16 protein-coding genes are annotated in these 22,147 nt (G+C 69.2%); 12 read left to right on the top strand and 4 right to left on the bottom strand.

Annotation, left to right across the window (positions count from 1 at the left end):
* The first annotated feature begins 30 nt into the window (after positions 1–30).
* Positions 31–1,062, top strand: a complete 1,032-nt coding sequence (locus ACLGIH_RS16815) for an alanine racemase (protein ID WP_416526064.1) — start codon at positions 31–33, stop codon at positions 1,060–1,062.
* Positions 1,063–1,098: 36 nt separating this feature from the next.
* Here the strand turns inward: ACLGIH_RS16815 and ACLGIH_RS16810 are convergent, their stop codons facing one another.
* Positions 1,099–2,607 carry a glycosyltransferase family 87 protein gene (locus ACLGIH_RS16810; protein ID WP_416526063.1) on the bottom strand — a complete coding sequence of 503 codons (1,509 nt, stop codon included), beginning with the start codon at positions 2,605–2,607 and terminating at the stop codon, positions 1,099–1,101.
* 121 nt (positions 2,608–2,728) lie between these two features.
* Positions 2,729–5,116, bottom strand: coding sequence for a transglycosylase domain-containing protein (locus tag ACLGIH_RS16805; protein ID WP_416526062.1), 2,388 nt, complete (start codon positions 5,114–5,116; stop codon positions 2,729–2,731).
* Between the two features lie 705 nt (positions 5,117–5,821).
* On the opposite strand from ACLGIH_RS16805, the gene ACLGIH_RS16800 reads away from it, so the two are divergent.
* From ACLGIH_RS16800 to ACLGIH_RS16785, 4 genes are all read left to right on the top strand, one after another.
* A complete protein-coding gene (locus ACLGIH_RS16800; RefSeq protein ID WP_416526061.1) occupies positions 5,822–6,499 on the top strand; it encodes a PadR family transcriptional regulator in 678 nt (225 codons plus the stop codon).
* Positions 6,500–6,543: 44 nt separating this feature from the next.
* Positions 6,544–7,626 carry an inositol-3-phosphate synthase gene (locus ACLGIH_RS16795; protein ID WP_416526060.1) on the top strand — a complete coding sequence of 361 codons (1,083 nt, stop codon included), beginning with the start codon at positions 6,544–6,546 and terminating at the stop codon, positions 7,624–7,626.
* Between the two features lie 78 nt (positions 7,627–7,704).
* Positions 7,705–8,967, top strand: a complete 1,263-nt coding sequence (locus ACLGIH_RS16790) for an MFS transporter (RefSeq protein WP_416526059.1) — start codon at positions 7,705–7,707, stop codon at positions 8,965–8,967.
* 126 nt (positions 8,968–9,093) lie between these two features.
* Positions 9,094–9,612 carry an LppU/SCO3897 family protein gene (locus ACLGIH_RS16785; RefSeq protein ID WP_416526058.1) on the top strand — a complete coding sequence of 173 codons (519 nt, stop codon included), beginning with the start codon at positions 9,094–9,096 and terminating at the stop codon, positions 9,610–9,612.
* A 111-nt stretch (positions 9,613–9,723) separates the two neighbouring features.
* Here the strand turns inward: ACLGIH_RS16785 and ACLGIH_RS16780 are convergent, their stop codons facing one another.
* Positions 9,724–11,169 carry a CCA tRNA nucleotidyltransferase gene (locus ACLGIH_RS16780; RefSeq protein WP_416526057.1) on the bottom strand — a complete coding sequence of 482 codons (1,446 nt, stop codon included), beginning with the start codon at positions 11,167–11,169 and terminating at the stop codon, positions 9,724–9,726.
* A gap of 226 nt (positions 11,170–11,395) precedes the next feature.
* Here ACLGIH_RS16780 and ACLGIH_RS16775 point away from each other — a divergent pair, with 226 nt between their 5' ends.
* The 7 genes from ACLGIH_RS16775 to trxA all read left to right on the top strand — a co-directional run bounded on the left by ACLGIH_RS16775 (position 11,396) and on the right by trxA (position 21,271).
* Positions 11,396–13,783, top strand: coding sequence for a DUF6049 family protein (locus ACLGIH_RS16775; RefSeq protein WP_416526056.1), 2,388 nt, complete (start codon positions 11,396–11,398; stop codon positions 13,781–13,783).
* Between the two features lie 44 nt (positions 13,784–13,827).
* Positions 13,828–16,182, top strand: a complete 2,355-nt coding sequence (gene murJ, locus ACLGIH_RS16770) for a murein biosynthesis integral membrane protein MurJ (protein ID WP_416526055.1) — start codon at positions 13,828–13,830, stop codon at positions 16,180–16,182.
* A gap of 137 nt (positions 16,183–16,319) precedes the next feature.
* Entirely contained in the window at positions 16,320–18,038 is a 1,719-nt protein-coding gene (locus ACLGIH_RS16765; RefSeq protein ID WP_416526054.1) for a protein kinase family protein, read from the top strand.
* Positions 18,039–18,069: 31 nt separating this feature from the next.
* Positions 18,070–18,822, top strand: a complete 753-nt coding sequence (sigM, locus tag ACLGIH_RS16760) for an RNA polymerase sigma factor SigM (RefSeq protein ID WP_416526053.1) — start codon at positions 18,070–18,072, stop codon at positions 18,820–18,822.
* A gap of 17 nt (positions 18,823–18,839) precedes the next feature.
* Positions 18,840–19,799 carry an anti-sigma factor family protein gene (locus ACLGIH_RS16755; RefSeq protein ID WP_416529399.1) on the top strand — a complete coding sequence of 320 codons (960 nt, stop codon included), beginning with the start codon at positions 18,840–18,842 and terminating at the stop codon, positions 19,797–19,799.
* Positions 19,800–19,928: 129 nt separating this feature from the next.
* Positions 19,929–20,897, top strand: coding sequence for a thioredoxin-disulfide reductase (trxB, locus tag ACLGIH_RS16750; RefSeq protein WP_416526052.1), 969 nt, complete (start codon positions 19,929–19,931; stop codon positions 20,895–20,897).
* Positions 20,898–20,938: 41 nt separating this feature from the next.
* Complete coding sequence (gene trxA, locus ACLGIH_RS16745; RefSeq protein ID WP_416526051.1) at positions 20,939–21,271, top strand: thioredoxin; 333 nt, start codon at positions 20,939–20,941, stop codon at positions 21,269–21,271.
* Positions 21,272–21,362: 91 nt separating this feature from the next.
* Here the strand turns inward: trxA and ACLGIH_RS16740 are convergent, their stop codons facing one another.
* On the bottom strand, positions 21,363–21,980 hold the full coding sequence (locus ACLGIH_RS16740; protein WP_416526050.1) for a GNAT family N-acetyltransferase: 618 nt from the start codon (positions 21,978–21,980) through the stop codon (positions 21,363–21,365).
* Positions 21,981–22,147 lie beyond the last annotated feature (167 nt).

Here is a 22,147-nt window from a genome sequence, read left to right as displayed (position 1 = left end):
ACAGCCACGAGAAAGGTTCCAGGTCCGGCCATGGCGCTCACGCTCTACGTCGACACCGCGCGCTGGCGGGCGCACCACAAGCACGTGCAGGAGCAGTTCCCCGGGCTGGTCCCGGTCTGCAAGGGCAACGGCTACGGCTTCGGGCACGAGCGCCTGGCGGAGGAGGCCACACGGCTGGGCTCGGACATCCTCGCCGTCGGAACGACGTACGAGGCCGCCCGCATCAAGGACTTCTTCAGCGGGGATCTGCTGGTGCTGACGCCCTACCGGCGCGGCGAGGAACCCGTGCCGCTGCCCGACCGGGTGGTGCGCTCGGTGTCGTCCGTCGACGGCGTGTACGGCCTCGTCGGCGCCCGCGTCGTCATCGAGGTGATGTCCTCGATGAAGCGGCACGGCATCAGCGAGCAGGACCTGCCGCAGCTGCACGCCGCCATAGAGAACGTCCGCCTGGAGGGCTTCGCGATCCACCTGCCGCTCGACCGCACCGACGGCTCGGACGCCGTCGAGGAGGTCATCGGCTGGATGGACCGGCTGCGCGCGGCCCGTCTGCCGCTCCACACCATGTTCGTCAGCCACCTCAAGGCCGAGGAGCTCGCCCGGCTCCAGCAGCAGTTCCCGCAGACCCGGTTCCGCGCCCGGATCGGCACCCGGCTGTGGCTGGGGGACCACGAGGCCACCGAGTACCGCGGTGCGGTCCTGGACGTCACCCGGGTGGCCAAGGGCGAGCGCTTCGGCTACCGGCAGCAGAAGGCCGCCTCCGACGGCTTCCTGGTGGTCGTGGCGGGCGGCACGTCGCACGGGGTGGGCCTGGAGGCCCCGAAGGCGCTGCACGGCGTCATGCCGCGCGCCAAGGGCGTGGCCCGGGCCGGCCTCGCCACGGTCAACCGGAACCTGTCTCCATTCGTCTGGGGCGGCAAGCAGCGCTGGTTCGCGGAGCCGCCGCACATGCAGGTCTCGATCCTGTTCGTCCCCACGGAGGCGCCGGAACCCACTGTCGGGGACGAACTGGTGGCCCACCTGCGGCACACCACGACACAGTTCGACCGCCTGGTCGACCGCTGAACCGAGGGGCCCGGAGGTGAAGCCCCGGCGGTTCGCTCAGAGCGAACCGCCGGGCGCCCGCCCGGTACCCCACTCCACCGACGGCTCGTCGCTGTGCGCCACATGTCGCGGGGGACGGGCCGCGGGACCGAACACGAAGACATCCTTGGCACCATCGAGCACCCCGCCCGAGGGATCGTCGTCGCCGGACCGTCGCGCCGGATCCCGTTCCGGCATGAGGATGTCGCGCACGACCATGACGCAGAGGAACAGCGTCCCCAGCAGATGCGCGCCGATCGCCCAGTGGTAGCCGTCGGTCGGCAGCCCCTTGTGGGCGTCGCCGCTGGTCGTGTAGGCCAGGTACATCCAGATGCCCAGGAAGTACGCCACCTCGCACGCCTGCCAGATCAGGAAGTCCCGCCACCTCGGCCGGGCGAGCGCGGCCAGTGGCACGAGCCACAGGACGTACTGCGGTGAGTAGACCTTGTTGGTGAGGATGAACGCCGCCACGATCAGGAAGGCCAGCTGGGCGAAGCGCGGCCGGCGAGGGGCGGTCAGGGTGAGCGCCGCGACGCCACCGCAGGACAGCAGCATCAGAAGCGTGGCGAGCGTGTTGACGGTCTCGGTGCTGAGCGGGTTGTCCGAGTTCTGGGCCATGATCAGCCAGAAGGACCCGAAGTCGACGCCCCGCTCCTGGCTGAAGGTGTAGAACTTCGACCATCCTTCGAAGGCGAAGAGCATCACCGGCACGTTCACCACGAGCCATGCGCCGGCCGCGCCCACCAGACCGATGCCGTACTCCCGCCACTTACCGGCCCGCCAGCACAGCACGAGCAGCGGGCCGAGCAGCAGGAAGGGATAGAGCTTGGCGGCCGTGGCGAGCCCCAGCAGCACACCGAAGGCCAGGGAGCGGCCCCGCGACCACATGAGCATCGCGGCGGCCGTCAGCGCGACCGCCAGCAGGTCCCAGTTGATGGTCGCGGTGAGGGCGAAGGCGGGCGCCAGCGCGACCAGCAGACCGTCCCACGGACGCCGGGCATGGGTGCGGGTCACACAGACCGCGATGACGGCCGCACACACCATCAGCATCCCGGCGTTGACCATCCAGTACCACTGCTCCTGGTACTGGATGCTGCCGCTGCCCGGTGTGAGCCAGGCGGCCACTTCCATGAACACGCCGGTCAGCACCGGGTATTCGAGGTACTGCATGTCGCCGGGGAGCCGGTCGAAGTACGGCACCAGGCCGTCGGCGAACCCGCGCCCTTGATACAGGTGCGGGATGTCCGAGTAGCAGGCGTGCGTGTACTGCGAGCTGGCGCCGAAGAACCAGGCGCCGTTGTAGCAGGGCGCCTTCTGGACCAGGCCGAGGGCGAACATGCCGATCGCCACGAGCGCGATCACTCGCACGGGCGTCCACCAGGACGTCCCGAGCAGGGCGTGCCGCCCGATGGGCCCGCCGATCAGCTCGCTGCCGGTCGCGGCGACCTCGTCCTCTTTGGTCGGCTTCACCGGGTCCGGCTCGTGCGCGCTCGCTTGCGTCGATTCTGCACTGGGCATGGGGCACATCCTGCCGTACGTGTCCGGGGGAACGGCGAGGGCCGCCGCACCGGCGTGGGTGCGACGGCCCCTGTTTCACGTGAAACATGCGGGTGTTTCACGTGAAACACCCATGCCGGGCAATCTGCGGCTAGCCGTTCGGGCCTCCGAAGAGACCGCCGTGCTGGTTGCCTTTTGTGGCCTCCCCTTCCGACTCGCTGGTCGACGGTGCGGGCGTTGTGCCGTCGTCCTCCCCGCCACCGGTGCCACCACCGTTGGTGTTGCCACCGTTGACGTTGCCGCCGCTCTCCTCTTCCTCCTCGCACCTCCAGTCGAAGACGCCACAGGTCTCACTCGGCGACGGCGAGGGGCTGGTCTCGGACTGGCTCGGCGTCGGGCTCGGCGACGGCGTGGTCTCCTCCGTCTCGGTGGGCGACGGGGTCGGGGTCGGCGAGGGGGTGTCGTTGATGATCTCGCCGATGGGGGGCGGCTCCGGGAACTTCTCCTTCGGCAGGCCCTTCATGGCGTCTGCCATGTAGTCCTGCCAGATCTGGGCCGGGAAAGAGGCTCCGTGGATCTTCTTCTCGCCGCCCGTACCGAACATCTCCAGGAACGTGCGGTTCTTGTTGGTCTCGTCGTCGTCGTACCGGAACATGCTGATCGCGGTCGAGAGCTGCGGGGTGTAGCCGACGAACCAGGCGGACCTGTTGCCGTCCGTGGTACCGGTCTTGCCCGCCACCTCGCGGCCGGGCAACTGGGCGTTGGTACCCGTTCCGTCCTCCACGACCGTCTTCAGGACGTCCGTGACGTTGTCCGCGACCTTCCGCTCGAAGGCACGCTTGGTCTTGACCGTGTGCGTGAAGAGCGTGCCGTTCTTGTTCGTGACCTTCGTGACGGAGTACGGCTCACGCTGCTTGCCGCTCTCCGCGAAGGTGGCGTAGGCGGCCGCCATGCGGATGGCGCTGGGGTCGGAGATACCGATGGAGAACGACGGGTAGGTGGTGCCGGCCAGGCTGTCCTCCAGGAGGCCCGCGTCGACCGCGGCTTCCTTCACCTTGTCCAGACCGACGTCCATGCCGAGCTGGACGAACGAGGAGTTCACCGACTCGCGCATGGCCTCGCGCAGGTCGACCTTGTACTCGGGCGGCTCACCGTAGGAGACGTCGCCGTCATTGACCTGGAGCCACTCCTCGCCCTTCTCGTTGTGCCAGACCGTCCCGTCGTAGTTCTTGATCTTGTACTTGTTCTTGCCGGTGTACAGGCTCTTCGGGGAGACGACGGTGCGCTCGTCCTGGGCCTGGACCTGGGGCCCGTCCGGGTCGCGCACACCCCACTTCATCGCCGCCGCGAGTACGAAGGGCTTGAACGTCGAACCGACCTGGGCACCGGTCACATCGGCGTTGTTGGTGAAGTGCTTGGTGGCGTCCGTGCCGCCGTAGATGGCCCTGATGGCACCGGTCTCCGGGTCCACGGAGGCACCGCCGAACTGGACGTGCGTGTCCGTTTCCGGACGCTTCTCCGGGTCGATCTTCTCCTTGTAGACCTTCTTGACCGACTTCTCGAGCTCTTCGACCTTCTTCTTGTCGAAGGTCGTGTGGATCGAGTAGCCGCCCTTCTCCAGCTCGTCCGTGGTGGCGATGTCGTTCTTGACCACCGACGCCTTGGCGAGGTCGACGAGGTAGCCGATCTGGCCACTGAGCGCGGTGTTCGACCGCGGGTTCTGCGTCGTGGGCAGCGTGGCGTGCTTGTCGCGCTCTTCCTGGCTCAGGTAGCCGTACTCGACCATCTTGTCGAGAGTGTCCTGCATCTGCCCCAGGGCCCGCTTCTTGTTGGCCTCGGGGGTGGCGGCCTTGTCGATCGAGGTCGCGCCCGCCGGGTCGTAGTACGTGGCGCCCTTGACCATCGCCGCCAGGAAGGCGCACTCGCCGGCGTTGAGGTCGACGGCGTCCTTGTTGAAGTACGCCCGGGCTGCCGCCTGAATGCCGTAGGACCCACGGCCGAAGTACGCGGTGTTCAGGTAGCCCGCCAGGATCTCGTTCTTGTCGACCGTGGCGCCGACCTTGATCGAGACGAAGAGCTCCTTGACCTTCCGGGAGACCGTCTGCGACTGGTCGTTCAGCATGGCGTTCTTGACGTACTGCTGGGTGATGGTGGAGCCGCCCTGCGTCTCCCCGCCCTTGGCCATGTTGAACACCGCCCGCGCGATGCCCTTGGGGTCGATGCCGCTGTCGGTGCGGAAGGTCTTGTTCTCCTGGGCGATGACGGCGTTCTGCATCTCCTTGGGGATCTGCGCCAGGTCGATGATCTGGCGGTTCCGCTCACCGCCCGTGGCGACCATCTGGCTGCCGTCGGCCCAGTAGTAGACGTTGTTCTGCGCCTTCGCCGTCTTGTCGACGTCGGGCACGCCGACCATCGCGTAGGCAAGGCCCGCGGCGGCCACCATGACACCGAAGAACCCGACGCAGAGGCCGGAAACGAGGCGCCAGGACGGCACCCAGCGGCGCCATCCGTCTCTGTCGTAGCGCGGATAGTCGATCATCCGCTTCCGGCCGGGCGCCGCGGCCCGCCCTCGTCCGGCGGGCGCCGCCCGGCGGCCACCACGGGCCGGTTCGGCGGCTCTGCGGCGGCTGCCTCCGCCGCGCTGTGCACGACGGGCCTCGGCGCGGCCACCGTACGGCCGCTCCGCCTCTCCCGCATCGTACGAGCCCGACCCATGGGAGCCGGAGAAAGACCCGGTGGCGCCTCGCGGTGCCGCGCGGCGGCCGGAAGACGAGCCGGACTGGCCGCGTCGGGCCGCGGCACGTCCGCCTCCCTGCGGCTGCGGCGGTTTGCGACGGTGCTCGCTCATCGAACGACTTCTCCTCGGGCAGGCGCACCCTTGCGCGCCTGGAAACGGCGGCTGGTTTCCGGTCCCCCCGAAGTACGGATGCGGCCCCCGCCGCATTCACCCCGTACTGCACCGGGGACAGGGACGCCCCCAGGCATCACTCGGTTCCCGGTGGTCTGCATGGCGCACAGACTACGCACCCCCAAAACACCCGAGCTCCGAAGTTCACCTCAAATCAGGCAACTTGCCTCCTGTGAATCGGTGATGTGATCCCGTTCACCGACCCCCCTCTTGTCGCAGGCGGAAGGCCGTTCTATCGTCTTGATGTATCGAGTCGATACATCAGCTCGGCATAAAGACTCAGGACAGCCCGTCACGGCACCCGCCGCCACGGGTCGCGGCAGGAAGGAGGCGACGATGAGCCGGCGTTCCGGGATCCTCGAGTTCGCTGTCCTCGGCCTGCTCCGCGAATCCCCGATGCACGGCTATGAGCTGCGCAAACGACTCAACACGTCACTGGGTGTGTTCCGGGCGTTCAGCTACGGCACGCTCTACCCCTGCCTCAAGACGCTGGTCGCCAACGGCTGGTTGATCGAGGAGCCGGGGAACACCGCCGAGGCCGCCGCTCCGCTCGCGGGGCGCCGCGCCAAGATCGTCTACCGGTTGACGGCGGAAGGTAAGGAGCATTTCGAGCAGCTGCTCTCGCAGACGGGGCCCGACGCGTACGAGGACGAGACGTTCGCCGCCCGCTTCGCGTTCTTCGGACAGACCTCGCGGGACGTACGCATGCGCGTGCTCGAAGGCCGCCGCAGCCGGCTGGAGGAGCGTCTGGAGAAGATGCGGGCCTCGCTGGCCCGCACCCGGGAGCGACTCGACGACTACACGCTTGAGCTCCAGCGCCACGGCATGGAGTCCGTGGAGCGCGAAGTGCGCTGGCTGAACGAGCTCATCGAGAGCGAGCGGGCGGGGCGGGACCTGCGGGGATCCGCCTCCGAGGGGACCGCTCACCAGGACAGGACACATGGAGCGACGGGCGGCCTGCCCCGGTCCGGGGGCGACCCCCGGCCGGATACGCCCGACGACACCGCCACGTGAGCGCCCGGCCAGGGCCTCACTCGTACACACAGGGAGCAACCGGAATGGGTTCGGTTCGCGTAGCCATCGTCGGCGTGGGCAACTGCGCCGCATCGTTGGTGCAGGGCGTCGAGTACTACAAGGACGCCGACCCGGCGTCGAAGGTCCCGGGCCTGATGCACGTCCAGTTCGGCGACTACCACGTCCGCGACGTCGAGTTCGTCGCCGCCTTCGACGTGGACGCCAAGAAGGTCGGCCTGGACCTCGCGGACGCCATCGGCGCCTCCGAGAACAACACCATCAAGATCTGCGACGTGCCCCGCACCGGTGTTCAGGTGCAGCGCGGCCACACCCTCGACGGCCTGGGCAAGTACTACCGGGAGACCATCGAGGAGTCCGCCGAGGAGCCGGTCGACATCGTCCAGGTCCTCAAGGACAAGCAGGTCGACGTCCTGGTCTGCTACCTGCCGGTCGGCTCCGAGGACGCCGCGAAGTACTACGCCCAGTGCGCCATCGACGCCAAGGTCGCCTTCGTCAACGCCCTCCCGGTCTTCATCGCCGGTACCAAGGAGTGGGCGGACAAGTTCACCGAGGCGGGCGTTCCGATCGTCGGTGACGACATCAAGTCGCAGGTCGGCGCCACCATCACGCACCGCGTGATGGCGAAGCTGTTCGAGGACCGGGGCGTCGTCCTGGACCGCACGATGCAGCTGAACGTCGGCGGCAACATGGACTTCAAGAACATGCTCGAGCGGGACCGCCTCGAGTCCAAGAAGATCTCCAAGACGCAGGCCGTCACCTCCCAGATCCCCGACCGGGACATGGGCGAGAAGAACGTCCACATCGGCCCCTCCGACTACGTCGCCTGGCTCGACGACCGCAAGTGGGCCTACGTCCGCCTGGAAGGCCGCGCCTTCGGTGACGTCCCGCTGAACCTGGAGTACAAGCTCGAGGTCTGGGACTCCCCGAACTCCGCGGGTGTCATCATCGACGCCCTGCGCGCCGCGAAGATCGCCAAGGACCGCGGCATCGGCGGCCCCGTGCTCTCCGCGTCGAGCTACTTCATGAAGTCCCCGCCGGTCCAGTACTTCGACGACGTGGCCCGCGCCAACGTCGAGAAGTTCATCGCGGGCGAGGTCGAGCGCTGACGCGCCCTTCCGCACCAGCGATCGTGGTCCCCCGGGCGTTGCGCCCGGGGGACCTTGATCGTGTGTGAGGCTGTGCCCATGGCCGTCGTCCGTGATCTGCGCGTGCTGCTGCGCCTGCAGGGCTTCCGCCGCCTGCTCGCCGTACGCCTGCTCTCCCAGGGCGCCGACGGCGTCTACCAGGTCGGGCTCGCCACGTACGTGGTCTTCTCGCCCCAGGAGCAGACCTCACCCGCCGCGATCGCCTCCGCCATGGCGGTGCTGCTCCTCCCGTACTCCCTCGTCGGCCCCTTCGCCGGTGTGCTGCTCGACCGTTGGCGCCGCCGCCAGGTCTTCCTCTACGGCAATCTGCTGCGCGCCCTGATGGCCTCGGTGACGGCCGTCCTGATGATCGCCTCCGTCCCGGACTGGCTCTTCTACGTCTCCGCCCTGTGCGTCACGGCCGTCAACCGCTTCGTCCTCGCCGGTCTGTCCGCCGCCCTGCCACGCGTGGTCGACCCCGATCGCCTGGTGATGGCCAACTCGCTCTCCCCGACGGCCGGGACCCTGGCCGCGACCGCGGGCGGCGGCCTGGCCTTCGTCGTACGCCTGGTGGTGGCCGACTCGGACGCCGCCGTGGTACTGCTGGGAGCCGTCCTTTACCTGTGCGGAGCGCTCGCCTCGCTGCGGATGGCAGTGGCGTTGCTCGGCCCGGACCGGGCGCTGGTGCGGCCTCGGCTGGTCTCGGCGGTCGCCGGCAACGCCCGCGACCTGGTGGCGGGCCTGCGTCACCTGGCGGCGCCGGACCGCCGGGAGGCGGCGTGGGCACTCCTCGGGATGTCACTGCTGCGGTTCTGCTACGGCGCCCTGCTGGTCATGGTGCTGATGCTGTGCCGGTACGCCCTGACCTCGGACACCGACGAGGGGCTCGCCCTGCTGGGGCTCGCCCTGGGGTTCTCGGGCGCCGGCTTCTTCGCGGCGGCCGTGGTCACACCGTGGGCGGCGGGGCGGCTCGGGCCCAGGCGCTGGATGGCCGTGTGCGCCGCGGGCGCCGCGGTACTGGAACCCGCGCTCGGTCTGCCCTTCGCCACCGTCCCGATGCTCGCCGCGGCGTTTCTCCTCGGGCTGACCACCCAGGGCTCGAAGATCGCGACCGACACCATCGTGCAGTCCTCGGTCGAGGACTCCTACCGTGGCCGGATCTTCTCGGTCTACGACGTCCTCTTCAACGTCGCCTTCGTCGGCGCCGCCGGTGTTGCCGCCCTGATGCTGCCGCCGGACGGCCGATCGGTGCCGCTGGTCGTCACGGTCGCCGCTGTCTACGCAGCGGTTGCAGTGGCTATGGGTCGGTTTGCCCGACAGTAAGTGTCACATCAGTGCCACAGAGCCCCATCGGATTACAGGGATGTCAGTGCGGACCGATAGCTTACGTGCGTCTTAGGCGCGACATGTTCGCGTCATGCACCGACGTGTCCAGAGGGGGACTCCCACGTGACCACTCCGCCGCCCCAGGGCAACCCGTTCGCCCAGGGCCAGCCGCCGGCTCCGCAGCCGCCCCAGGGCAACCCGTACGCCCAGGGCCAGCAGGGCTTCCCGCAGCAGCCCGGTCAGCCCGGCTTCCCTCAGCAGGGTGGTCCGTACGCCCCGGTCCCGCCGGAGCCGGCCCGCCGCAAGCTCAGCTTCAAGACGATCAAGAACATCGCCATCGCGGTGATCGTCGTGAGCGTGGCGATCGGCGGCTACCTCGCCAGCCGAGACGACGCCAACACAGCGGCCGTCGGCGACTGCATGCACCGCGGCAGCACCAACGACAACAACCCGGACCTCGAGGTCGTCGAATGCAGCTCCTCGGAGGCCCAGTTCGTCGTGCTGGCCAAGGTCGACGGCTCCTTCTCCTCGCTCACCGCTGAGAGCAAGTGCAGGGCAGAGGCCAAGGACTTCCAGTACTCCTATGTCCAGAGCGGTGACGGCAGTGACTTCCTGCTCTGCCTGAAGGACTACCAGAAGTAGAGGGCAATGCCGGAAGGGGCGGTGTTTCACGTGAAACACCGCCCCTCCGCCTGTCCGGCCGATTCCCTCGGCGCGGGCATGTTTCACGTGAAACACGCCCGCCGCCCGGTCTTAGCCTTGCTGCGCCGCCCACCACTCCTTGAGTGCCGCCACGGCCGCATCGTGCTCCATCGGCCCGTGCTCCAGCCGCAGCTCCAGCATGTGCTTGTACGCCTGACCGACCACAGGGCCCGGTCCGACACCGAGAATCTCCATGATCTGGTTCCCGTCGAGGTCGGGGCGGATCGCGTCCAGCTCCTCCTGCTCCTGGAGCTTGGCGATGCGCTCCTCCAGACCGTCGTAGGCACGCGACAGCGCGGCGGCCTTGCGCTTGTTGCGGGTCGTGCAATCAGAGCGGGTCAGCTTGTGGAGCCGGTCGAGCAGCGGGCCGGCGTCCCGGACGTAGCGGCGTACCGCGGAGTCCGTCCACTCACCGGTGCCGTAGCCGTGGAAGCGCAGGTGCAGCTCGACCAGGCGCGAGACGTCCTTGACCAGTTCATTGGAGTACTTCAGCGCGGTCATGCGCTTCTTCGTCATCTTGGCCCCGACCACCTCGTGGTGGTGGAACGAGACCCTGCCGTCCTTCTCGAACCGGCGCGTGCGCGGCTTGCCGATGTCGTGCAGCAGCGCGGCCAGCCGGAGGGTCAGATCGGGCCCGTCCTCCTCCAGCGCCATCGCCTGCTCCAGGACGATCAGCGTGTGCTCGTAGACGTCCTTGTGCCGGTGGTGCTCGTCGCTCTCCAGACGCAGAGCGGGCAGCTCGGGCAGAACATGCGCGGCAAGGCCGGTGTCCACCAGCAGGGTCAGTCCCGTGCGCGGCTGCGCGGACAGGATCAGCTTGTTCAGCTCGTCCCGGACCCGCTCGGCGGAGACGATCTCGATCCGCCCCGCCATCTCCGTCATCGCGGCGACCACCTCGGGAGCCACCTCGAAGTCGAGTTGCGCGGCGAAGCGCGCGGCCCGCATCATCCGCAGCGGATCGTCCGAGAAGGACTCCTCCGGTGTGCCCGGGGTGCGCAGCACCCGGGCCGCGAGATCGTCGAGCCCACCGTGCGGATCGATGAACTCCTTCTCCGGGAGCGCCACGGCCATCGCGTTCACGGTGAAGTCGCGCCGGACGAGGTCTTCCTCGATGGAGTCCCCGTACGCCACCTCAGGCTTGCGCGAGGTCCGGTCGTAGGCCTCCGACCGGTAGGTGGTCACCTCGATCTGGTAGCCCTCCTTCTGGGCCCCGACGGTACCGAAGGCGATCCCGACCTCCCACACGGCGTCCGCCCAGGGCCGCACGATCCTGAGGACGTCCTGCGGGCGCGCGTCGGTCGTGAAGTCCAGGTCGTTGCCGAGCCTGCCGAGCAGCGCGTCCCGCACCGAACCGCCGACCAGGGCGAGAGAGAACCCGGCCTCCTGGAAACGGCGGGCTAGGTCGTCGGCGACAGGGGCGACCCGCAGCAGTTCGCTCACCGCGCGCTGCTGCACCTGACTCAGGGCACTGGGATTGACTTCGTTGGCGTTCGGCACAACAGAAAAGGGTACGTGGCCCGGACAGTCCCCAGCGCGTCCCTTTTCTGAGGCCGAAACCACACACAGACCCGGCTCCCTATATATAGGCGCACATTCGGGACGCCCGCCCCACCGTTCCGGATCTTGTGGCGCACTCCGCGGCACTTCCTCTCAGCGCGCGTCGTTACCATGCGTGGACGCACATTCCGACGACCACTGACGACGACGAGGGACGGGCGAGCGCGTGGCCGACGCGGCAGACTTCCAGGGGACGAGTCCCTCACCTGCCCGCCGCCGGGTACGGCGTACCGCGGCGCTGTTCGCCGGCGCGCCCCTGCTGGCCGGGCTCATGCAGCTGCCCTCCGCCGGTTCGGTCCACGCCGAAACACCGACCGCGCTCCAGGCCGACTCCGATTCGGGCACGGTTGCCGTGGCCGTCGACTCGCTCACCCCCGCCGCACCCACGGACGGCGACACGGTGACCGTGTCGGGCACGGTGACGAACACGGGCAAGCAGGCGGTCACCGACGCTCATGTGGGCCTGCACCTGGGCCCCTCTCTCAACACCCGCTCGGCCGTCGACCGGGTCGCCCGGAACAGCGACGACCTCCGCGGCTACCTCGGTACCGAGGTCGACGACAAGTACGGCGAGAAGTTCTCCAAGCTCAATCCCGGTGTCGCCGAGCACTTCAACATCTCCGTCCCCGTCGACGAGCTGGACCTCGGGCGGGACGGCGTCTATCAGTTCACCGTCGCGCTCTCCGGCCAGACCTCCGCACGGCCGTGGGAGCAGGTTCTCGGCGTCGAGCGGACCTTCCTGCCGTGGCGGCCCGACGACGCGGACACCAAGACGAAGACGACGTTCCTGTGGCCGCTGATCTCGACCGCCCACACGACCGCGGAGACGGGCTCGAACGAACAGCAGACCCCGGTCTTCCTCAATGACGACCTGGCCAAGGAGATCTCCCCCGGCGGCCGCCTGAACCAGATGGTGGCACTCGGCAAGGACCTCGACATCACGTGGGTGATCGACCCGGATCTGCTGGCTTCCGTCGACGCCATGACGGAGAACTACGCGATCCGGGGCGAGGACGGTGAGACAACCCCCGGCAAGCACCAGGCCGTCGCCAAGCAGTGGCTCGCCGACCTTCAGGACTCCGTGTCCGGGGACGAGGTGGTCGCGCTGCCCTACGCCGACCCGGACCTGGCTTCCCTCGCCCACAACGGCACCGCCGTCACCGGGTCGCTGAGCCAGCTCAAGGACGCCACGGACGTCGCCGCGCTCACGGTCGAGAGCATCCTCCATGTGAAGCCGACCACCGACTTCGCCTGGCCGGTGGAGGGCGCCGTCGACCCGTCGATCGTCAAGGTCGCCACCTCGGCGGGCGCCGACAAGGTGATCGCCCGCAGCGACAGACTGGAAGACACCGGACTGACGTACACACCGTCCGCGGCCCGGCCCATCGGCGGCGGCACGACGGCGGTCGTGGCCGACGCCCGGCTGTCGACGGCGTTCGAGGGCGACCTGACGCAGGCCTCCACTTCCACGCTCGCCGTGCAGCGGTTCCTTGCCCAGAGCCTGACGGTCGACCTGCAGACCGGTAAGGACCGCAGCATCGTCGTCGCTCCGCAGCGCATGCCGTCCGGCAGCGAGGCCCGGGCGATGGCCGAGGCACTGCGGACCCTGCAGCGCAGCACCTGGTCCCAGTCGCAGGACCTGACGGAGGCCGCCGCGGCCGAGCCCGACCCGGCCGCCACCACCCGGGTGCCGGGAGCCTCCTCGTATCCCGGCGGCCTCCGCAAGCAGGAGCTGCCGCGCGAGGCCTTCCAGGACATGGCGCAGACGCAGGTCAAGCTCGACAAGTTCAAGGTCATCCTGTCGGAGCGGGACCGGGTCGTGACCCCCTTCGGGCTCGCCATGAACCGCGAGATGTCCACGTCCTGGCGCGGCCGGGCAGAGCAGGCGGAGGCCTTCCGCACCGGTGTGAAGGACTACCTCGACGGCCTGGCCCGGCAGGTGAGACTGATCGACAAGTCGGAGACGAAGCTCTCCGGCCGCAGCGCCACGATTCCCGTGACCGTGCAGAACAACCTGGTGCAGGGAGTCGACCACCTGGTACTGCGGCTCACCTCCACCAACCCGACCCGCCTCAAGATCGGCGGAGAGGCGTATCAGGAGCAGCCCGTCACGGTCTCCGGCGGTCACAGCCGGTCGGTGAAGTTCACCACATCGGCCAACGCCAACGGCCGGGCGACGGTCGTCGCCCAGTTGTACACACCGGATGGACGGACATACGGCGCCCCCGTCACCTTCGACGTCAAGGTCACCGAGATCACGGCCACCGTGATGCTGGTCATCGGCGGCGGTGTGCTGCTGCTCGTCCTCGCCGGCTTCCGGATGTACACACAGCGCAAACGCGCCGCCGCACGAGAGACCGGGACGGGCGGTACCGAGACGACCGAGCCGGCCCTCGACACCCCGCAGAACCCGGAAGGCGCCGAGGACCGTCTCGAGGAACAGTCCGAGGCACGCCCCCGGGCAGGCGACCCGGAGCAGCCGAGTGACCCGACACCGGACACCGCACCGGAAAACGCCGACCCGTCCGGCACGGGTGAGAGAGTGGACCGTTGAGGATGTCGTGGCCGGTCGGCCCGGGACGATGAGGTGGGGTAGGCATGAACGCGCCGTACGACGGTGACCGGGGCCAGGCCGCGGGCAGCTCGGGCTACCCCGACGACCCGCCGTCCGAGCACGGCCAGGCGCCGCCGCCGGAGCAGCCCGCGGACGCGTATCTTCAGGACGCCTACGAGCAGGACCCCTACCGCGGGCAGGACCTCTCCGCTCAGGACCCGGTGGACGAGGCGCTCTACGACCGCGCCGCGCACCCGCCGCCTCCCCCGGGCACGTACCCGCCGCAGCAGCCGCTGTACGGCCGGCCGCCCCAGCCGCCGTACGCCCCGGATCCGAGGGTGTGGGCGCAGACCCCGGCGCCGGAGCCGGAGGGTCCCACCCAGTACCTCCCGTACGGCGACGACCCCCGGACGACCCAGTTCGTCGGTGTGGACGACCTGGTCGGCCAGGCGGGCGAGCAGCGCCACGAGCCGGACGCCTTCGCGCACCTGTTCCGGGACCAGCAGCAGGCCGGCGGGCACCCGTCCTACGACCACCCGTCGGTGCCCGGCCCGGCCCCGGCGCCCGGCGAGTACGGCGCGACGCCGGGTCCGTACGGTGAGACCCCGGCATCCGCCCCGGACGCCGCCCCGCCGTCGGCCCAGGAGCAGTACGCGGCACCCGGCCAGGCTCCGTACACGACCGCGCCGCCGCCGGCCGCGGAGACCCCCGCCCAGGCGCCGCAGGCCACCCCGCCGACCGCACCGCCGGCCGCCGCGTCCAAGAAGGGCGGACGTGCCTCGGGACTGCTGAAGTCCAGCGCGGTGATGGCGGCGGGCACGATGGTGTCCCGGCTCACGGGCTTCATCCGGTCGGTAATGATCGTCTCGGCGCTCGGGCTCGCCCTGCTGGGCGACACCTTCCAGGTCGCTTACCAGCTGCCCACGATGATCTATATCCTTACTGTCGGCGGCGGCCTCAACTCCGTCTTCGTGCCCCAGCTGGTGCGTGCCATGAAGGAGGACGAGGACGGCGGCGAGGCCTACGCCAACCGGCTGCTGACCCTTGTCATGGTGGCCCTGGCCGCGCTCACAGCAGTCGCGATGTTCGCCGCGCCCCTCCTGGTCCGGATGCTGTCGAACCCGGTCGCCAGCAACCCCCAGGCCAACGACGTCGCCGTCACCTTCACCCGCTACTTCCTGCCCTCGATCTTCTTCATGGGCCTTCACGTGGTGATGGGCCAGATCCTCAACGCGCGCGGCCGGTTCGGCGCGATGATGTGGACGCCAGTCCTGAACAACATCGTCATCATCGTGACGCTGGGCATGTTCATCTGGGTCTACGGCACGGCTGGCGACTCCCGGATGAACGTCACGAACATCCCGCCGGAGGGTCAGCGCCTGCTCGGCGTCGGGATCCTCCTCGGCCTCGTGGTCCAGGCCGTGGCAATGATCCCGTATCTGCGGGAGACCGGGTTCAGGCTGCGGCTGCGCTTCGACTGGAAGGGCCATGGCCTCGGCAAAGCGATGACGCTCGCCAAGTGGACGGTCCTCTTCGTCCTCGCCAACCAGGCGGGCGCCATGATCGTCATCCAGCTGTCCACTGCTGCGGGCAAGGCCTCACCGGTCGACGGCACCGGCTTCGCCGCCTACGCCAACGCCCAGCTGATCTGGGGCCTGCCGCAGGCCATCATCACCGTCTCCCTGATGGCCGCCCTGCTTCCCCGCATCTCCCGCTCCGCGGCCGAGAACGACAGCGGTGCCGTCCGCGACGACATCTCCCAGGGGCTGCGCACGACGGCCGTCGCCATCGTGCCCATCGCATTCGGCTTCGTCTCCCTCGGCATCCCGATGTGCACGCTCATGTTCGGCTCCTCGGGAACCTCTGAAGCCGCCAACATGGGCTACATCCTGATGGCCTTCGGCCTCGGCCTCATCCCGTACTCCGTGCAGTACGTCGTCCTGCGTGCCTTCTACGCCTACGAGGACACCCGGACCCCCTTCTACAACACCGTCATCGTGGCCCTGGTCAACGCGAGCGCCTCGGGGCTGTGTTACCTCCTCATCCCGTCCCGTTGGGCCGTCGTCGGCATGGCCGCCTCCTACGGCCTCGCCTACGCCATCGGTGTCGGCATCGCCTGGCGCCGGCTGCGCAAGCGCCTCGGCGGGGACCTGGACGGCGCACGGGTGCTGCGGACGTACGCGCGGCTGGCCATCGCCTCGGTGCCGGCCGCCCTGCTGAGCGGTGCGGCCTGCTACGGGGTCGGACACACGCTCGGCCTGGGCGTCCTGGGTTCGCTCGCCGCGCTCATGGCCGGCGGGGTGGTCCTGCTCGGCATCTTCTACGTCGCCGCGCGCCGCATGCACATCGAGGAACTCAACTCGTTGGTCGGAATGGTCCGCGGACGCCTGGGACGCTGAGACGGGGGGTAGGCGCACAACCATCGTTCGCCGCCGTGTGTCGTGCATAGCGCCGGACTGTGGGCACAATTGGTTTCGGCGTCGGACGGCGCGCAACAGTTGTTCGGCGCGCGATGAATGGGGAGGCAGGAACGACGGTGGCGGAACGGAGCACGGCTGCCGTCGACGTGGCAGACAACAGCGGCGAGGAGTCGCTGACCGCGCAGGCGGACCAGTCCACGGCCGACGGGGTGGCCAACAACCGGGAGCGGGACACGGACAGCGACGAGGTACAGGGGAGCGCCGGAACCGAGAGCGCGGGCAAGGCCTCGCCTCCCGAGCTGCACAGTGGTCACAAGCTCGCCAGACGCTACCGCCTCGAGGAATGCGTCACCCGTCTGGACGGATTCAGCAGTTGGCGGGCCGTGGACGAGAAGCTCCGCCGCGCCGTCGGCGTCCATGTGCTGCCCGCCGACCACTCCCGCGCCCGCTCCGTGCTGGCCGCGGCCCGGTCCTCCGCCCTGCTGGGCGATCCTCGTTTCGTCCAGGTGCTGGACGCCGTGGAGGACAACGACCTCGTCTACGTCGTCCACGAATGGCTCCCCGACGCCACCGAGCTGACCACGCTTCTCGCCTCCGGCCCCCTGGAGGTGTACGACGCCTATCAAATGGTCAGTCAGATCGCCTCCGCGATGGCCGCCGCCCACCGTGAGGGCCTCGCCCATCTGCGCCTGAACCCGAACGCGGTGCTGCGCACGTCCACCGGGCAGTGGCGCATCCGCGGACTCGCCGTGAACGCCGCGCTGCGCGGCATCAGTTCCGACACCCCGCAGCGGACCGACACCGAGGCCATCGGAGCCCTGCTGTACGCCTCGCTCACCCAGCGCTGGCCGTACGAGAGCGACGCCTACGGGCTGTCCGGCCTGCCCAAGGACATCGGTCTGATCCCGCCCGACCAGGTGCGCGCCGGCGTCCACCGCGGTCTGTCCGAGCTGGCCATGCGGGCACTGGTCAACGACGGCGCCACCGCCTCGCGCCACGAGACCCCGTGCACCACGCCGGAGGAACTGGTGAAGGCGATCGGCGAGATGCCACGCATCCGCCCGCCGGAGCCGGCGTTCACCACACCGCCCGACTACCAGCGCACGACGTACCAGCAGGGCAACTACGGTCGCCCGGCCCCGCACCCCGGCGTCCCACAGCCGGTGCCGACTCCGCCGCCGCCGCTGCAGAGCCGTACCGGCAAGGCGCTGAAGTGGGCAGTGTCGGGTCTGCTGATCGCCGCGCTCGGCCTGGGCAGCTGGCAGCTCGCCGACGCGCTCATGGAGCGGGGCGGCACGGCCGACGACCCCAATCAGACGCAGACGACGGACGGCAACGACAAGGGCGGGCAGAAGCCCGAGAAGATCAAGCCCCTCAGCATCCAGGATGCTCAGGAGTACGTCGCCAAGGGCGAGGCACAGGCGCCGGGTGACGTGGCCAAGACCTACGACGGCGACAGTTCCACGTACTGGCGCACGAAGCGGTACAACGAGGGCCCGACGCTCGCGCCGTACAAGCCCGGTGTCGGCATCGTCTACGACCTCGGCTCGGCCAAGGAGATGTCGGCGGCGTCGATAGACGTCCGGTACGCGGGTGCCCACACCACCGTGCACCTCTACGCCACGGACGCCCTGACCCCCTCGACGGGGATCGACGGGATGCAGGAGATCGGAACCGCCACCACCAGCGGCACCTCTCTCACCGTGAAGGCTTCCAAGCCGGTGAAGACCCGGTACGTGCTGCTGTGGATCACGGCCGTGCCGAACGCGCCCGCCGACGGCTACAGCAGCGCGGGCTACAAGCAAGCACTCACCGACGTCACCTTCAAGGGCTGACGGCCCGGAGAACACCAGGGGAGGGGGCCCGATGGCCGATGGCACCGGATACGGCGACAGCAGCGATCAGGACCTCCTCGCCCGCCACGTGGCGGGCGACCCCGACGCCTTCGGAGAGATCGTCCGTCGCCACCGCGACCGCCTCTGGGCCGTGGCCCTGCGGACGCTCGGGGACCGCGAGGAGGCCGCTGACGCCGTACAGGACGCCTTGGTCTCCGCCTATCGGGCCGCCCATACCTTCCGGGGCCAGTCGGCCGTCACGACCTGGCTGCACCGCATCACGGTCAACGCCTGTCTGGACCGCGTGCGCAAGGCGGCCTCCCGGAAGACCGCACCGGTCGACGACACGGAGCGTCTGGAGCAGCTGCTGGAGCCGCACGAGTCGGCGTCCGCCCCGGCCGAGCGCAACGATCTGCACCGGCAGCTCGTCCAAGCCCTCGCGACCCTTCCCGCCGACCAGCGAGCCGCACTCGTCCTCGTCGACATGCAGGGCTACCCGGTGGCCGAGGCCGCCCGCATCCTCGACGTGCCGACCGGCACGGTCAAGAGCCGCTGTGCCCGCGGCAGAGCCAGACTCCTGCCGCTCCTCACCCACCTGCGCCCGGACCGGAGCGGCAACGCCGACGGCGACCGCGACAAGCCGGGCGCCAAGGATTCGGGCGCGGAACGGAACCGGACGCAGGGGGCATCCGTCCCACCCGCAGCGGGACCGCGTCAGACGGGTCCGCGAGGCACCGGGCCAAGCGATTCAGCCGCAGTGAAGGGCGGAGGTGGACGAGCGTGACGTCGTCGACGACAGACATGACCGGGCACCCGGACGTCACGGAGATCTCCGACCTCGCCGAGGGCCTCCTGCCGCCTTCGCGCTCCACGGACGTACGCCGGCACCTGGACGCCTGCGAGCCGTGTGCGGATGTCTATGCCTCGCTGGAGGAGATCCAGGGGCTGCTCGGCACGCTGCCGGGCCCCACACGCATGCCGGACGACGTGGCCGGCCGCATCGACGCCGCGCTCGCTGCCGAGGCCCTGCTGAGTGCCGCGGAAGTCGAGACGCCCGAGACCGATGTCCGCGAGAGCGAGGTCCGCGAGAGCGAGACGCCGGAACCGCTGTCGGCGAATGCACCCACTGCCCGGAGCGGGCCCCTCTCCCTGTCCGCCGATGACAGCCGTGCCGATGTTTCACGTGAAACATCGGTGCCGGCGGACCGCCCTGCCGGGCGCGCCCGCGCTTCCACCACCGGCCCGGGTCGCAAGGACCGCCGGCGCGGTGGCCGCCGCAGGCTCGCCACCCTGGGGGCCGTCTTCGCCGCGGCGGCACTGGGGCTCGGCTCGGTGATCGTGGCTTCCGTCGACGACGGCAATCCGGCCGATGAGGCGCAGAGCCACTCGTCTCCCGCCGACACCTTCTCCGAGGACCGGCTCAAGGAACAGGTCACCACTCTGCTCTCCAAGAGCGACGGCGCCCAGCGAGGCCCGCGGACATCGGACGACTTCGGCACCGAATCCCAGACCGGACCTGAGAACCGGATCTTCACTCAGCCGACCGTTCCCGCGTGCATCCAGAAGGGGATCGGCCGCAACGACGCGCCCCTCGCCACCGAGGAAGGTGTCTACCAGGGCAAGGAGGCGCTGCTCGTGGTGGTGCCCGATACCTCCGACGCCAGCCGGGTCACCGCCTATATCGTCGAGGCGACCTGTGTGGACCAGACCTCGGTTTCCACGGCCGACGTGCTGCTCAAGCACTCCTACGCGCGGCCCTAGGCACCGGCGACACCACCGCTTGGTCTCCGTGGGAATGCGAGCCCTTTAGGATCCGTTGGGTGGGGTGAGAGCTCTGAGAAGGGCGACCACCGGTCCTGAAGACGCAGTCCAGAGACGAGGAATCCAGCCGTGAGCGACGTCCGTAACGTGATCATCATCGGCTCCGGGCCCGCCGGCTACACGGCGGCGCTCTACACCGCGCGCGCGTCGCTGAAGCCGCTGGTGTTCGAGGGCGCCGTCACCGCCGGTGGCGCGCTGATGAACACCACCGAAGTGGAGAACTTCCCCGGCTTCCAGGACGGCATCATGGGCCCCGAGCTCATGGACAACATGCGCGGCCAGGCCGAGCGCTTCGGTGCCGAGCTGGTTCCGGACGACATCGTGTCCGTAGACCTGAGCGGTGAGATCAAGACCGTCACGGACACCGCGGGGACGGTCCACCAGGCAAGGGCGGTCATCGTCGCCACGGGCTCGCAGCACCGCAAGCTCGGACTGCCCAATGAGGACGCGCTCTCCGGGCGCGGCGTCTCGTGGTGCGCCACCTGCGACGGGTTCTTCTTCAAGGACCAGGACATCGCCGTGATCGGCGGCGGTGACACGGCGATGGAGGAGGCCACGTTCCTCTCCCGCTTCGCGAAGTCGGTGACGATCGTCCACCGCCGGGACACCCTGCGCGCGTCCAAGGCGATGCAGGAGCGTGCCTTCGCCGACCCGAAGATCACGTTCGTCTGGGACAGCGAGGTCGCCGAGATCCAGGGCGACCAGAAGCTGTCCGGTCTGAAGCTGCGCAACGTCAAGACCGGCGAACTCTCGGACCTGCCGGTGACCGGCCTGTTCATCGCGATCGGCCACGACCCGCGCACCGAGCTGTTCAAGGGCCAGCTCGACCTGGACGCCGACGGGTACCTGAAGGTCGACGCACCCTCGACCCGCACCAACCTCACCGGTGTCTTCGCCGCCGGCGACGTGGTTGACCACACCTACCGCCAGGCGATCACCGCCGCCGGTACCGGCTGCTCCGCTGCTCTCGACGCCGAGCGGTTCCTCGCCGCTCTCTCCGACGAGGACCAGGCCGAGCCCGAGAAGACCGCTGTCTGACCCCCATCCGCCCCACGCACCAACCAGTTAAGGAGCCCGCCGTGGCCGGCACCCTGAAGAACGTGACCGACGACTCCTTCGAGCAGGACGTCCTCAAGAACGACAAGCCCGTTCTGGTGGACTTCTGGGCCGCCTGGTGCGGTCCCTGCCGTCAGATCGCGCCGTCCCTGGAGGCCATCGCCTCGGAGTACGGCGACAAGATCGAGGTCGTCAAGCTGAACATCGACGAGAACCCGGGTACGGCCGCCAAGTACGGCGTCATGTCCATCCCGACCCTCAACGTCTACCAGGATGGCGAGGTCGCCAAGACGATCGTCGGCGCCAAGCCGAAGGCCGCGATCGTTCGCGACCTGGAGGAGTTCATCGCCGAATAGGCGACCGCGCGTCGGGGACGCATGTTTCACGTGAAACACGAATGGGCCGGCCCGGAAGGGCCGGCCCATTCGTTTACCCATCGTCTGCCCCTCAAAGAGGCCTGAGGGCGGGTTCCTTCTGCACGGCCCCGAGCAGCCGGTCGATGGCCATCTCCACGTCTTCCTTCCAGGACAGCGTGGACCGCAGCTCCAGACGAAGCCTGGGGTGGCTCGGATGGGGTCGCACGGTTTTGAAGCCGACCGCCAACAGATGATCGGCCGGCAGCAGACAGGCGGGCTCCTTCCAGCGGGCGTCCCCGAAAGCCTCGATCGCCTTGAACCCACGGCGCAGCAGATCCTTGGCGACCGTCTGGACCAGCACCCGTCCCAGCCCCTGACCCTGATAGGCCGGGATGATGAACCCGGTCATCAGTTGCACCGCATCCGGCGAGACGGGGCTGGTGGGGAATGCCGTCGAGCGCGGCACATAAGCGGGCGGGGCGTAGAGCACGAAGCCGACCGGGACGTCATCGACATAGGCGACCCTGCCGCAGGAGCCCCAGTCCAGCAGGACGGCGGAGATCCAGGCCTCCTTCTCCAGAGCAGGCGTACCCGCCTTTACCGCGGCTTCGCCACTGACGGGATCCAGCTCCCAGAAGACACACGAGCGACAGCGCTGGGGAAGATCCTGAAGGTTGTCCAGCGTGAGCGGTACGAGCCGACGCCCCATGAAGGCTGTTCCTCGCTTCCTTCGCCCGCCGCATCGCGGGCGGCCGTCAAGGCACTCCGTTCCCTGAGCAGGCTGCCGATGAACCCACCGATCGCGCCCAGTCCCAGACCTGCGCTCACCAGCCCGGTGCGGCTCATCGTTCGCATGGCCCCTGCCTCGCTCTCAGA

It is taken from the genome of Streptomyces hamibioticus (assembly GCF_047946815.1).
In the GTDB taxonomy this organism is placed as follows: domain Bacteria; phylum Actinomycetota; class Actinomycetes; order Streptomycetales; family Streptomycetaceae; genus Streptomyces.
The sequence above is the reverse complement of the archived record's forward strand: the minus strand, read 5'-3'. Positions and strand labels throughout refer to the sequence as shown.

Excerpts from the sequence above, each read along its gene's own strand:
- ACLGIH_RS16815 (WP_416526064.1), top strand. The coding sequence starts at position 31 with ATGGCGCTCACGCTCTACGTCGACACCGCGCGCTGGCGGGCGCACCAC.
- ACLGIH_RS16810 (WP_416526063.1), bottom strand. The coding sequence starts at position 2,607 with ATGTGCCCCATGCCCAGTGCAGAATCGACGCAAGCGAGCGCGCACGAG.
- ACLGIH_RS16805 (WP_416526062.1), bottom strand. The coding sequence starts at position 5,116 with ATGATCGACTATCCGCGCTACGACAGAGACGGATGGCGCCGCTGGGTG.
- ACLGIH_RS16800 (WP_416526061.1), top strand. The coding sequence starts at position 5,822 with ATGAGCCGGCGTTCCGGGATCCTCGAGTTCGCTGTCCTCGGCCTGCTC.
- ACLGIH_RS16795 (WP_416526060.1), top strand. The coding sequence starts at position 6,544 with ATGGGTTCGGTTCGCGTAGCCATCGTCGGCGTGGGCAACTGCGCCGCA.
- ACLGIH_RS16790 (WP_416526059.1), top strand. The coding sequence starts at position 7,705 with ATGGCCGTCGTCCGTGATCTGCGCGTGCTGCTGCGCCTGCAGGGCTTC.
- murJ (WP_416526055.1), top strand. The coding sequence starts at position 13,828 with ATGAACGCGCCGTACGACGGTGACCGGGGCCAGGCCGCGGGCAGCTCG.
- sigM (WP_416526053.1), top strand. The coding sequence starts at position 18,070 with ATGGCCGATGGCACCGGATACGGCGACAGCAGCGATCAGGACCTCCTC.
- ACLGIH_RS16755 (WP_416529399.1), top strand. The coding sequence starts at position 18,840 with ATGACCGGGCACCCGGACGTCACGGAGATCTCCGACCTCGCCGAGGGC.
- ACLGIH_RS16740 (WP_416526050.1), bottom strand. The coding sequence starts at position 21,980 with ATGGGGCGTCGGCTCGTACCGCTCACGCTGGACAACCTTCAGGATCTT.